Genomic DNA, 12,997 nt, shown 5'->3' on the forward strand with positions numbered 1-12,997 from the left:
GGCACAACATCAACGTCTTACGACGGCGATGCACGCCGATGGTGCGTGGTGTTCAGAGGAGTCATGGGGCATGCAGGCTTTCCTTTCACCGGGGATCAAATTGCTGGGGCGGTTTGGCTTCGCAGGTAAATTCCAGTTGTTGTTTTTGCTGTTCATTCTGCCGTTGACCGGCAGCCTGTTGATGATTGGCCAGGACTATCGCGACAAGCTCAACCTGATCTCCGGCGAACGTGCCGGCGTACGGCAGTTACTCGCACTGGACGCGCTGGACAACCTGCTCGCCGCCCAACGCGACCGTGCTGCCCGTTGGCGCGCTACCGAAACCAATCGCCAGCCGACACCGGCCACCCTCGCCGCCATGGGCGCGTTCGACGCAGTACAACCGGCGGTTGTGCAAGCCATCACCGATTTGGGTAACACCCTGAAAAACGAAGGTGCCGAAGGCGAAACGCTCAGTCGTTACCAGGCGCTGCAAACTGCACTGAACGGATTGGATTCGAAAAGCCTCAACGGCGTCGGTTGGTGGCCGGACGGCTACGACCGTTTCACCAACGCCCTCAGCGCCCTGCAAGCGTTGCGCGAGCAGATCGTCATGGACAATCGCCTGACCCTCGCGCCGTGGCTGGAAACCTATTTGCTCACACAGATCTCCACGCAGCACGCGCCGGATCTGATCGAACGCGTCGGCCGCCTCGCTGCGGTCGGCCAAGCCTCAGTCGTCTCCGGCCAATTCACCCTGCAGAGCCGTTTGCAGTTGCGCGACTTGCGCAGCCGTATCGGCGACGCCCGCGAGCAACTGGTCAAAACCGCCACGCTGCTCGAAGCACGCCTGCCGACAGATCAGCAGAGCTGGGCCAACCAATACCATGACAGCCTTAAACGCCTCGACAGCGGCCTGAAGGTCCTTGATGACGGCGTGTTCGGCGGCAGCATTACGCTCAAGCCGGAAGACTTCGAACGCAGCCTCGACACGTTACTGACGGATCTCGCTTCACTGCGTCAGCAGTCGTTGGTGTCACTGGATCAGCGGCTCGACGCCTATCACGGCTCGGCGATCCGTCAGTTCATCATCGTCGCGGTAATCTTCGGCTGCCTGCTGCTTGCCGCGCTGTACTTGTTCATCTGCCTGCAAGCCTCGATTCGTCGCAGCGCCAGCGGCATTACCGTGCTCGCCGAAGCATTGCGTGACGGCAATCTGAGCCTGCAAGTGCCGGTGGTGGGTCGCGACGAATTGGCGGCGATCAGCACCGCGCTCAACGTTGCCGTGGTGCAACTGCGCACAAGCATGCTTGGCGTCGATCACGAGACCTCGCAACTGAGCAACGCGGTGCGCAGCCTCAACGAACACTCCAGCGGCGCCCTCGGTGAAGTCGAGGCGCAGCAGTTGCAGATCAGCCAGATTGCCGCTGCCGCCACGCAATTGGCCGCCACCTCCCAAGGCGTGGCACAGAGCTGCGAACAGGCCTCCGGCAGCGCCCAGCACACTCGGCGTATCGCCGCCGACAGCAGCCGCGACAGCCAGCGCACCACGGCGAGTATTCAGCAACTCAATCAGCGCTTGAACGAGACCGCAGCGGCGCTGGGCCGGGTCAGCGAGCAAGGCCAGCAGATTCAACTGGTGGTCGACACCATTCGCGGCGTCGCCGAGCAGACCAATCTGTTGGCGCTCAACGCAGCGATTGAAGCGGCACGCGCCGGTGAACAAGGTCGCGGCTTTGCCGTGGTGGCCGATGAGGTACGCAGCCTGTCGCAACGCACGCAATCGTCCACCGCGCAGATCGCCGGCACGGTCGACAGCCTGCGCGCCACAGTCAACGAAGCCGTGAGTCTGATGGAAGCCGCCTGCGGCCAGGCGCAAACCGATGCCGAGTCGGTCACCGGTCTCGGTGAACGTTTGGGAGAAATCGCCAGCGCGGTGCAAAGCGTCACTGACACGCTGGCGCAGATCGCCACGGCAGTTGAAGAGCAAGCGAGCACTGCTGATGAAGTCAGCAGCAATATCCAGCAGGTGGATCAGGCCGCTGTGCGCTTGCTGGAAGGCGCACGTGCGGTGAATCTGGCGGCGGACACGCTGAGCCAAGGCAGCAAGGCGCTGAGCGACAACACCGCACGTTTCCGTCTCAGTTGATGACTGCTTCGGGGAAATCCGCTTCCAGCTCAGCTTTCAACCACTGAATAAACCACGACACATCCGCCGAGAGTTCGGCGGACGGCGTCAGTACTCGGTAACTCTCCAGCTTCACTTGCGCGTCGACTGCGCGCACCAGTTTGCCGCTGGCGAGTTCATGGCGCACCAGCACTTCGTTGGCCAGCGCGATGCCCTGTCCGCTCTCGGCAACTGACAGCGCGTGGTCATTGTTGACGTAGAGCATGTCGGAATTGAGATGGATATCGAGGTCGTGGGCGGCGAACCACAGGTTCCACCATTCGCCGTCATCGACATGGATCAGTTCGTGTCCGACCAGATCGGCCGGGCTGTTGATGGGGGCGATGCTGGCCAGATACGCCGGCGTACAGATCGGAAAAACTCGCGGGCAAATCAGCGCTGCCCGTGAGTCGGCATATTGCCCGTCGAGGCCGTAGACGATACCCAGATCTGCACTTTTGCCATCGACTTCGGTGAAGGTCGAATTCGGCTCGATGGCCAGTTTCAGTCCCGGGCGCAGATGCCGCAGCGCTTCGATCCTTGGCATCAACCAACGCTTGGCAAACCCCGGCACCACCATGATCCGCAGCCAACGCTCGGCGTCTTTCGGCCGGGCTTCCTTGCCCGCTTCGATGATCAACTGCAACGCGGCAGCGATTTTGCGGTGGTACTTCTCCCCCGCCGGAGTCAGGTTAACCCCGCGCGAGGTGCGTTCGAACAATTGAATGCCCAACCAGTCCTCAAGCAATTTCACATGCCGGCCAATCGCGGGCTGGGTCACGTGCAGGGCCTTTGAGGCCTCGACATAGCTGCCCAAGCGGGCTGCCGCATCAAAGGCGCGCACCGCGTTGAGCGGCGGCAAACGGTGGTCGGGCATGATTCCTGGCACCTTCGGCTGTTAAATTAACTAACACCTGCCATGTTTAAATTGAAGTGTCGCGCCGCGCAACCCCTGGCTGATAATCGAGCCACAGCAGAACAAAAAAACAGCTGGTTTCACATCCGAACGCAATCTCGATCCTGCCCAAAAAAATAATATCCATGGCCCGACGGCAACGCTTTTGCAAGCGAGTCGCAGGCGATGGGGGAATCGGAGGTAACGCATGAATGCCCTGCATTCGCTGCAAACGCTGGCGGTCTCGATCCGCTCAGTGCGCAAGGTTTACGGTGATCCGCACACAGGTCCGGTGGCACTGAAAAGCATCGACCTGGACATCCGCGACAACGAATTCTTCACCCTTCTCGGCCCTTCCGGTTGCGGCAAGACCACGCTGCTGCGCATGATCGCCGGGTTCGAATTTCCCACTGAAGGCGAGATCCTGCTCTACGGCGAAAACATCGCTGACCGCCCGCCGTTCCAGCGTCCGGTCAACACGGTGTTCCAGCATTACGCGCTGTTCCCGCACATGACCATCGCCGAGAACCTCGCTTTCGGCCTCGAATCGCACCCGATGGGCAAAGTCCTCAACAAAGAGCAAATCGCCGAGCGCGTCCGCGAGATGTTGGCGCTGGTGCAGATGGAGCGCTTCGCCAGTCGCAAACCGGCGCAACTGTCTGGCGGTCAACAACAACGTGTTGCCCTCGCCCGTGCGCTGGCACCACACCCGAAAGTTTTGTTGCTCGACGAACCACTTTCCGCACTCGATCTGAAGCTGCGCCAGGCGATGCGCGAAGAGCTGAAAACCATCCAGGCGAAAACCGGCATCACCTTCATCTTCGTCACCCACGATCAGGAAGAAGCGCTGACCATGTCCGACCGCATCGCCGTGTTGTCCGAAGGCGAAGTGCAGCAGGTCGGGCAGCCGGAAGACATTTACGAACGGCCGCGCAATCGCTTCGTCGCCGACTTCATTGGCGAAACCAATTTCATCGACGCCACTGTCACTCGCGTGGAGAACGGTCAGGCGTGGTTCGCCGGACCCGCCGGGCATCCACTGCCCGCGCAGCCATGCAGCGATGTGCCGGTCGGCGCCAGCGTGACTTTGTCGGTGCGCCCCGAGCGCCTGCATCTGGTGCCGGCCACAACCGAAGCCGCGCTGCCGTGCCGGATCGAAGCGCAGATCTACCTCGGCACCGACCTGCAATATCAGGTCAGCCTCAGCGACGGTTCGCGTCTCACCGTGCGTACGCCCAATTGCGTCGACCAGAGCCAGCGCTTTGCCGTCGGTTCTCAGGCCGGTCTGTTGTTCGACCGTGGAAGCGCCAGCGTCCTGCACGATTGAGCCGGAGGATTTGCCATGCATGCCTTACCGATTGCCAACACGCTGGAGCGGCGCAAAGCCTTCCAGAGTTTCCTCGGCGTCAGCCCGGCGCTGATCGCCATCGGCCTGTTTCTGCTGGTGCCGATTCTGATCGTCATCGGCTATTCGCTGATGGAGGCCAACCCCTACGGCGGGGTCAACAAAGTCTTCAGCAGTGACGCTTACACCTCGCTGCTGTTCGAGCGGCAACTGGACGACAGCCTCGCGTTTGCCGACTCTTATTTGATCATCGCCCTGCGCTCGATCGGCATTGCCGGGCTGACCACGATCATCACGCTGCTGATCGGTTTTCCGGTGGCGGTGTGGCTGGCCATGCAGCCGGCGCATCGGCGCGGCTTGTTGATCTTTCTGATCACCGTGCCGTTCTGGGCCAACCTGTTGATCCGCACGTATGCGTGGATTCTGCTGCTGCGTAACACCGGAGTGATCAACAACAGCCTGATGGGTTTGGGCGTTATTCACGAACCGTTGCAGTTGCTCTACACCGACGGCGCGGTGCTGCTGGGGCTGGTTTACACCTATGCGCCGTTCGTGGTTTTACCGATTTACGCGACGCTGGAAAAAATGGATATACGCCTGCTCGAAGCTGCCCAGGATCTGTATGCGGGACGGATACGCACATTACGCAAAGTGGTTTTGCCAATCGCCAAACCGGGGATTCTCGCCGGCGCCATCCTCACTTTCGTGCCGTGCCTGGGCGCAATGATTGCCCCGGAACTGCTCGGCGGCGGCACACGAATGATGCTCGGCAACCTGATCTTCCGACAGTTCAGCGATGCGCGTAACTGGCCGTTTGGCGCAGCGCTGTCGCTGGTGCTGATGGCCGCTGTGATGTTGGTGCTGACGGTCTATGCCCTGCGCGCCGAGCGCCAGCGCATCGCCAAAGGAGGTGCGTGATGATCGGCCTATTCAAACGCAAAGGGTTGGGCGTGCAGGACTTCCCCGGTTTCGGTGGTTTCAGCTTACTGTTCTATCTGTACCTGTACGCGCCGATCGTGGTGCTGGTGGTGTTCTCGTTCAACGCCAACCAGTCGGCGACAGTGTGGACCGGGTTCAGCCTCGATTGGTATCGCGCCGCGTTCGCCAATCAGGCCTTGCGCCAGGCTGCCGGTAACAGCCTGTTGATCGCCGTCTGCGCAAGCATGATCGCCACGGCGATTGCCACCCTCGCCGCGCTCGGTACTTCGCGAGGTGCCAAGTTCAAGGGCCTGCAATTGTCGATGGGCGCGATCATGCTGCCGCTGGTGCTGCCGGAAATTGTCGTCGGTGTGGCGACGCTCGCATTGTTCTCAACCATCGGTCTGTCGCTGGGTTACGGCAACCTGATCATCGCCCATACGGTGTTCTGCATTCCCTTTGCCTACCTGCCGATTCGGGCGCGGCTGAACGACATGGACCTGTCGCTGGAGCAAGCCTCCGCCGACCTCTACGCCGGCCCGTGGCGGACCTTTCGCAAGGTCACTCTGCCGCTGCTGATGCCGGGGATTTTCTCCGGGCTGATGCTGGCCTTCATCGTCTCGCTGGATAACTTCGTGATCTCGATGATGGTCTCGCAGGCCGGCACCACGACCCTGCCGATCTTCATCTTCGGCCTGCTGCGCATGGGTGTGACACCCGACGTCAATGCTGTGTCGACGCTGATCCTCGGCGTCTCGGTGCTGTTCGTCAGCCTCTCTTACCTGTTGGGCAAAAAGAGCGCCTGAACCTTTTACGACCTGTGGGGAAATAGCATGAGCAAGTGGATAAAAAGCGTCGGCACTTCGTTGTTCCTGACATTGCCGCTGAGCATGGCCGCGAGTGTTCAGGCCGCCGAGAAACTCAACGTGGTGAGCTGGAGCGGCTACTTTTCGCCGGAGATTCTCGCCAAGTTCCAGAAGCAGACCGGCATCGAAGTCACCGTCGATTCCTACGATTCCAACGAAACGCTGCTGGCGAAATTGAAACAGGGCGGCGCCGGTTATGACGTGGCGATTCCGTCGCACCAGTTCATCCCGATCCTGATCAAGGAAAACCTGCTGGAGCGCTTCGACCCGGTCAAAGAGCCTTACTACGCCAGCGTTGTGGATAACCTGAAAAAACCGAGCTGGGATCCGGAAGGCGCATATTCGGTGCCATTCATCTGGGGCACCACCAGCGTCGTGCTCGACTCCGCGCGCTACAAAGGCCCGGCCGACAGCTACAAGGTTTTGTATGAGCCGCCAGCTGAATTGCAGGGGCGCATCAACATGTTCGACTCGGTCAGCGACATGGTCGACATGGCCAGCCTCTATCTGAACATTCCGCTGTGCAGCGAAGACCCGAAACAGATGCAGCAAGTGCTGACGCTGCTCAAGGCGCAGAAGCCGTTCGTCAAAACCTACAGCTCCAAGGCCGGTTCGATTCGCGAGAACCTTGCTTCGGGCGAAATCGACATGTCGATGTTCTGGGGCGGCTCGTCGATGCGCGCCCGCGAGATGAAACCGACGCTGAAATACCTCTATCCGAAAGAAGGCGTACTGGCCTGGGTCGACAACATGGTCATCCCCGCCGGCAGCAAGAACCCGGCGAATGCCAAGGCGTTCATCGCCTTCCTCAGCCAGCCGGAAAACTCGGCGATGACGCAGAACTTCCTCAAGCACCAGACCCCGATCAAAGGTGTCGAACCGTTCCTCGATGCAGCGCTCAAGGACGCGCCGGAACTGCACATTCCCGAAGGCACCAACGTGGTGTTCAGCAAGACTTGCGGCGAGGGTGCGATTCGCCTCGCTGACCGTCTCTGGACCAACCTGATGCGTTGACCTTTATCGCCCCGTCGCACTGGCGGGGCGTTTTTCCAGCCGTCTGAAAGGCCGCTTGCAATGAACTCTAATAACATCAGCGAACTGGTCCTGTTGCAGGCCCATGAACTCGCCGAACGCATCCGCCTGCGCCAGGTCTCCTGCCGGGAAGTGATGCAGACTTACCTTGCCCATATCGAACGTTTCAACCCGTTGGTCAATGCGTTGATCAGCCTGCAGTCACCGGAAAATCTGCTGGCTCAGGCCGATGAACGCGATGCCGAACTGGCGCGTGGCGAATACCGTGGCTGGATGCATGGCTTGCCTCATGCGATCAAGGATCTGTCGCTGACCCAAGGCATTCGCACCACGCTGGGGTCGCCGCTGTACAAGGATTTTGTGCCTGAGCGCGACGGCATCATGGTCGAGCGAATCAAGGCGGCCGGCGCAATCATTATCGGCAAGACCAACACCCCGGAATTCGGTCTCGGTTCGCAAAGCTACAACCCGTTGTTTGGTGCCACTGGCTGCGCTTTTGATCCGAGCAAAACCGCTGGTGGCAGTAGCGGTGGCGCGGCGGCCGCACTGGCGATGCATCTGGTGCCGGTGGCGGATGGCAGCGACATGATGGGTTCGCTGCGCAATCCGGCGGCGTTCAATAACATCTTTGGTTTTCGTCCGTCGCAGGGGCGCGTGCCGTTTGATGACAGTGCTGATCTGTTTTTTGATCAGCTCGGTTATGAAGGGCCGATGGCGCGCAGTGTGAAGGATGCGGCGTTGCTGCTGTCGGTGCAGGCCGGGGGCGATGCGCGGGCGCCGTTGTCCATCGCTGAAACCGGTGAGGCGTTTGCGGCGCCGCTGGAGCGTGATTTCAAAGGTACGCGGCTGGGTTGGCTCAGGGACTTCAACGGTTACCTGCCGATGGAGAACGGCGTTCTGTCGTTGTGTGAGAAGACTTTTGCCGACTTTGAAAGCCTCGGCTGCCACGTTGAGTCCGTTCAGCCGGGTTTCGCGCCTGAGCGGCTGTGGAGCAGTTGGCGAACGTTGCGGCACTGGATGGTCGCCGGGTCGTTGGGCGCAACCTACGCCGATCCGCAGAAACGCGCGTTGCTGAAACCGGAGGCGATCTGGGAAGTGGAAAACGGCTTGAAGCTGTCGGCCAGCGAAGTGTTCGCCGCGTCCGTGGTGCGCAGCGATTGGTATCGGGCGATTTCTCGGTTGTTCGAACACTACGATTACCTGCTGCTGCCCAGCGCCCAGGTGTTCCCGTTCGACAAAAACCAGCCTTGGCCGACGTCTATCGAGGGCGTGAGCATGGACACGTATCACCGCTGGATGGAGGTGGTCATCCCCGGCACGTTGTCGGGTTGCCCGGTCGCCAGCGTCCAGGCGGGATTCAATGCGCAGGGTTTACCGATGGGGCTGCAAATCATCGGCAAGCACCAGGCCGACTTCGCTGTCCTGCAATTGGCGCACGCTTATGAGCAGGTCAGCCGCTGGTTCGAACGCTGCCCTTCGCCCCTGTTGAGCCAGTGATTTTGATAAACGGTTGAAAGCGTAGAAAAAATTTTTAAATTTACGCTTGACGCTTTTCCATTTCAGGGGAATAATGCGCGCCACTTGGCTACATAGCTCAGTTGGTTAGAGCATAGCATTCATAATGCTGGGGTCCGGGGTTCAAGTCCCTGTGTAGCCACCAAGTACTAAAAACGGCTTACCGAAAGGTAGGCCGTTTTTTTATGCCTCGAGAAAAGTCTCGGCAATCTGTTACTCCAAGGTGTTGTCGCACCTTGGTTCCGCGTTCTTTGGGTTACTTCAAACCTCTTTTTCTTCGTCGCTCGTTTTGGTCGCTGCCTGTGCGATCAGGGCGTCGAGCATCTGCGCAATAACCTTCTGTTGAACCTTCGAAAGCTCATTGATGGACTGCAGTCGTCGATACCACGTCGAGGTCAAACTGCGTCTGGGCTTCTCCGTGTAGGAGGGAACCCCGAGCAGGTCTTCAACTGGCACGCGAAGCGCAAATGCCATCTTCACCAGCGTCGTGACCGGCATGCTGCGCGTGCCCTCCTCGTAACCCTAAAAGGTCTGCCGGGAAAGACCTAAAGCCCTTGCAAACCGAGTCTGTGTGATCTCGTGCACTGTGCGTAAGTGAGCAATGCGACTGCCCATCGCCACCAGAAAATCGCGGTCCTCATTGGAAATACTCATGACAATGGCCGACTGAAAATAGAGTTGAATGGCAACGGACTCATCCTTTTCATCTGAAATCCATCCTGGAAAAAACAACAGAAAGTATCCTCAGGCAGCGGTGCGTAAGTTGTCGACCTGAAAAGTCTGTAGGAGAAATGCAGACTACCCCGTTATCCACACCGAAAGACTACAAGCGCGAAACACCGCTGGTTCATCTGTATCAATCGCCAAATCAACAGACCGAGAGAGCGCTGTAGGAAACGGATTCGATCCAAGTACGAATTGGATTTTTCGTAAATCCAGGCGCATAAAACTCACCCCTGCGGTTTGCCCGAAATCCCCACTGACCGACAAGCTTCCCTGGCTCGATTCAAAGCCATACAGGGAGTTGTCGTGGCTCGATTCAAATTCCTCTTCGAAGTTGACTGGCTCTGGAGACGCTACAACGGTGGCACTTCATGGGCCTCGTGGCATGTGCCTAAAGCACCGGAACCGGTGTACATCGAAAAGGATGAATGGCCAACGCCCAAGCCCCGCGAAAGTCAGGTGTTCGCCAAGTCCTGCACGCCGGGTAACTGGTGCCGAACGGACGCCGGCACGCTGCCCGAATCTGCCGCCAACTTCGGCAAGATCATGGTCGCGGGGGCCATGCTCTTTCCGTCAGCCAGCACCGCTGTCGCGACGGCGATAGATGCCGATCTGGCCTTGGGCCGTTTAGCCGGCGGCGGGATTCTGCAACAACGCCTCAACTGGGCCATTCGCGGCGCTGGCGGGCCGGCCAGCGTGTTCATCCTCGGGATGCTGCCAACCCGAATGGGCGATGGCACGCTGCACACCGATGACGAATTACGCCGCATGACCCGCGCCACCACCCGCGTGCGCTTCCAGTTCCGGCGTGACGCCGAAGGGGTCATGCAGGTCTACGGCATCCACACCGGCGCCTCGGGCGATGATTCGGTGCGTACTGTCAAAGTCGAGTGGAACAGCGACAAGACTGCGATGGAGGCCAAGCTCAACGGCATCACGATTTTGTGGACACCGCAACGCGGGCCACTCGGTGCAATGCCGCCACTGGTCTATCCCGAACATGGCGAGCCACTGAACACGATCCTTGTTCATCCGATTCCCGACAACACTGATACCCAGATAGAAGGCCTGCCCGGCGAGGACATTACTGCCGAGGATTGTATTCTGGTGTTCCCGGCAGAGACCGGGTTGAAGTCGCTGTATGTGGTGTTTTCGAAACCGGCCAGACTGACGCCGGGTACGGTGACGGGGGTTGGAGAGGATGTGTCGGGGATATGGCTTGCTGGGGCGGGAACGGGGATCGGTGCGCCGATTCCGACACGGATTGCGGATAGGCTTAGGGGGAGGGAGTTTTCAAGCTTCGATGCCTTCAGAAAGGCGTTTTGGACTGAGGTTGTGAATGATCCAGATTTGCGCAGCCAATTTATCCCGGACAACATTGAGCGGATGCAGAATGGTAATGCACCAAAGGCACGTTACAGGGACGCCAATGGTTCAAAAGGCTCCTTTGAAATTCATCATGTCGATCCAGTTTCAAAGGGTGGCGAGGTTTATCACGTAGACAATTTGCGGATCAACACGCCAAAAAACCACGCAGATATTCATCGGAAATAATTCAATGAAAAGCCGTCTTTCTGACTATACCGAAGCAGAGTTTCTAAGTTTTCTGCAAGAGATTCGAGCCGCCAACAAAAACGCTTCCGATGAAGTTCTCGACCCGCTGTTAAGCCACTTTTGCACCATCACCGAACATCCAGATGGGACGGACTTGATCTACTACCCAGAAGATGAGGCAGATAATTCTAACGAAGCAATCATCGAAACCGTGAAAAAGTGGCGAGCCGCGAATGGACTTCCAGGCTTCAAGCAATAGGTATCGAACGCAAAATATGCTCCCTCCTTTTACCAAAAGCAGTATTTCGGAGTACACAACTTGGCCAAGAAAATTTCTAACTACAAGGAGGAGCAATTTATTTATCTGCTGCAGCAAATATTCACCTCCAACACAGACGATACGTCAGAGACAGTGCTGGCGGATATGTTAGATAACTTCAGTGAGCTGGCCGAACATCCCGCGGGCACTGACTTGATCTACTGGCCAGAGGATGAGGCGCAATGCTCTCCTGAAGGCATCACGGCGACCGTAAAAGAATGGCGCGCTGCGAATGGACTGCCTGGGTTTAAGCAATAAGTACTAATTCACACCTCGGGATAATCACCGAACTTGTGGCGAGGGGATAAACCTCCTCACCACAACGCTATGTCTGACCTACTCAGGTTTCTCTGTCGACAGGGCTAACAACCCTTTCGCCCAGATTTGCCGAGTGCGCAAACCGACCATTGCGCGCCAGGCCGGATCAGCTGGGTAGAACTGCTCCAGCAGATTCAGTTTGATCCCCCGCCCCGTCGCATCCAGCGGATCGCCATGCAGATGCAGCCAATGGTCATCGCGCAAATAGCGATGCACATCCGGCCCCGGATATGTCCCGCACTCGATTACAAACGGCATCAACTGAACGTCCGGTAAAGCATTGAGCAACGCCTGCGAGGTGTACCCGGTAGCCGTCGCCGCCACTCCGGTTTCGCTCAGGGTGTCGGCGCCCGTGTGCAGTGTGTAAAGCCATGGGCCGTAGATCGCCTGAGCTTGCGCAAGTGCCGGGTAAGGCGACTCGGTGATGGTCAGTAACATCGGGTGGCCGTATTCGCCAGCGCCAGTGTGCAGGTCAAAACACATCACCGTTTCAGCGCCAGCCACATGCGCGTCGATGATTTGATGCAGCGTGCGATTCGACCAGCTCGGCGCGCGGCCGCCGTAAAACAGTCCGTCGGGATGGCTGTGCTGACCGCCCTCGACAATCGACATCACCGCTGGCCAGCCGTGTTCGTTGATCTGCGCATCGAGCAAGGCATCGGTGCGCTGGCGCTCGGGGCCGTTCAGATCAGTGCACGCGTAGATTTCATGCAATGCAGCGTATGCGCGGTTATCCGGCAAGGGTCCGGTGAAATCCAGGTGATTGCGGTTGAGATCGATGTTGTCTTCGTTGACCCGCCGTAACCACGCCGTGCCCCACGGGTTGATCAGGTGAACCATCACCACCGCGACATCCTTGGGCAGCGAGCCGGCTACGAAGGTTTTCAGCCAATCGATCTGACAGTCGGAGCCGTAATAGCCCTCGACCCCGTGCGTGCCGCTGAGCGCCACCAGTCGGCGTTTGGCTTGCGCATCGCCAAGTATGGCGACATCAGTGCTCAGGGGTTCGCCGAAGGGCCCGCGGCGTGGATGTGCGTAGGAGGTGAGCGTGGCGCCGGCGGCATTGGCGGCAGCCAGGAACTGTTCGCGTTGATCGCGGTAGCTGGATTCGGTGGGGAACTCGCTGTGCATTCTTGGCCTCTTGTTGGTTTTCTAACTGTGGGAGCGAGCCTGCTCGCGAAGGCGATGATGCATCCAACATTTTGATTGCCTGACACGCCGCCTTCGCGAGCAGGCTCGCTCCCACAGGGGCTTGTTTCAGTCAGATGAATTTGACGTTGACCCTAGCGAACATCCGCCCCGAAAAGAAAGACAAAAATGCCCATCGGTTTGCGTCGCGACCGAGCGGTCGATAAAGTCCGTCAGA

Annotated in this window: 12 protein-coding genes and 1 tRNA gene; 10 read left to right on the forward strand and 3 right to left on the reverse strand. The window is 58.8% G+C overall.

What is annotated here, in order from left to right; translation table 11 throughout:
• Positions 1-70 precede the first annotated feature (70 nt).
• Entirely contained in the window at positions 71-2,128 is a 2,058-nt protein-coding gene (locus JFT91_RS00715; RefSeq protein WP_201231320.1) for a methyl-accepting chemotaxis protein, read from the forward strand.
• On the opposite strand, the gene JFT91_RS00720 is transcribed toward JFT91_RS00715, so the two are convergent.
• Positions 2,121-3,023, reverse strand: a complete 903-nt coding sequence (locus JFT91_RS00720; RefSeq protein WP_201231321.1) for a LysR substrate-binding domain-containing protein — start codon at positions 3,021-3,023, stop codon at positions 2,121-2,123. The two genes, JFT91_RS00715 and JFT91_RS00720, sit on opposite strands and share 8 nt — an antisense overlap.
• Positions 3,024-3,249: 226 nt before the next feature.
• On the opposite strand from JFT91_RS00720, the gene JFT91_RS00725 reads away from it, so the two are divergent.
• From JFT91_RS00725 to JFT91_RS00750, 6 genes are all read left to right on the forward strand, one after another.
• The gene (locus tag JFT91_RS00725; protein WP_201231322.1) at positions 3,250-4,368 is read left to right on the forward strand and encodes an ABC transporter ATP-binding protein; all 1,119 of its coding nucleotides are present in this window, start codon (positions 3,250-3,252) and stop codon (positions 4,366-4,368) included.
• A gap of 15 nt (positions 4,369-4,383) precedes the next feature.
• Positions 4,384-5,304: an ABC transporter permease gene (locus JFT91_RS00730; RefSeq protein WP_129395500.1), complete on the forward strand. Its 921-nt coding sequence runs from the start codon at positions 4,384-4,386 to the stop codon at positions 5,302-5,304.
• Positions 5,304-6,110 carry an ABC transporter permease gene (locus JFT91_RS00735; protein WP_201231323.1) on the forward strand — a complete coding sequence of 269 codons (807 nt, stop codon included), beginning with the start codon at positions 5,304-5,306 and terminating at the stop codon, positions 6,108-6,110. The genes JFT91_RS00730 and JFT91_RS00735 overlap by 1 nt, the downstream gene beginning before the upstream one ends.
• Before the next feature lie 27 nt (positions 6,111-6,137).
• A complete protein-coding gene (locus JFT91_RS00740) occupies positions 6,138-7,184 on the forward strand; it encodes an ABC transporter substrate-binding protein (RefSeq protein ID WP_201231324.1) in 1,047 nt (348 codons plus the stop codon).
• A gap of 60 nt (positions 7,185-7,244) precedes the next feature.
• Positions 7,245-8,699, forward strand: coding sequence for an amidase (locus JFT91_RS00745; RefSeq protein WP_201231325.1), 1,455 nt, complete (start codon positions 7,245-7,247; stop codon positions 8,697-8,699).
• A gap of 86 nt (positions 8,700-8,785) precedes the next feature.
• Positions 8,786-8,862, forward strand: a tRNA-Met gene (locus JFT91_RS00750).
• 116 nt (positions 8,863-8,978) lie between these two features.
• Here JFT91_RS00750 and JFT91_RS29425 read toward each other — a convergent pair.
• The gene (locus tag JFT91_RS29425) at positions 8,979-9,215 is read right to left on the reverse strand and encodes a hypothetical protein (protein ID WP_242487354.1); all 237 of its coding nucleotides are present in this window, start codon (positions 9,213-9,215) and stop codon (positions 8,979-8,981) included.
• Positions 9,216-9,746: 531 nt separating this feature from the next.
• Here JFT91_RS29425 and JFT91_RS29430 point away from each other — a divergent pair.
• Genes JFT91_RS29430 through JFT91_RS00770 form a run of 3 tightly spaced genes read left to right on the forward strand, consistent with a single transcriptional unit; the run spans position 9,747 to position 11,571 of the window.
• The gene (locus JFT91_RS29430; RefSeq protein ID WP_201231326.1) at positions 9,747-10,994 is read left to right on the forward strand and encodes a pyocin-S2/colicin E7-DNase domain-containing protein; all 1,248 of its coding nucleotides are present in this window, start codon (positions 9,747-9,749) and stop codon (positions 10,992-10,994) included.
• 4 nt (positions 10,995-10,998) lie between these two features.
• Positions 10,999-11,253 (forward strand): bacteriocin immunity protein, encoded by a 255-nt coding sequence (locus tag JFT91_RS00765; RefSeq protein ID WP_201231327.1) that lies wholly within the window; start codon positions 10,999-11,001, stop codon positions 11,251-11,253.
• A 60-nt stretch (positions 11,254-11,313) separates the two neighbouring features.
• Positions 11,314-11,571 carry a bacteriocin immunity protein gene (locus tag JFT91_RS00770; protein WP_201231328.1) on the forward strand — a complete coding sequence of 86 codons (258 nt, stop codon included), beginning with the start codon at positions 11,314-11,316 and terminating at the stop codon, positions 11,569-11,571.
• A 78-nt stretch (positions 11,572-11,649) separates the two neighbouring features.
• Here JFT91_RS00770 and JFT91_RS00775 read toward each other — a convergent pair whose 3' ends face one another.
• On the reverse strand, positions 11,650-12,762 hold the full coding sequence (locus JFT91_RS00775; protein WP_201231329.1) for a DUF2817 domain-containing protein: 1,113 nt from the start codon (positions 12,760-12,762) through the stop codon (positions 11,650-11,652).
• Positions 12,763-12,997 lie beyond the last annotated feature (235 nt).

Origin of the sequence: Pseudomonas sp. TH08 (assembly GCF_016651275.1) — a bacterium.
In the GTDB taxonomy this organism is placed as follows: domain Bacteria; phylum Pseudomonadota; class Gammaproteobacteria; order Pseudomonadales; family Pseudomonadaceae; genus Aquipseudomonas.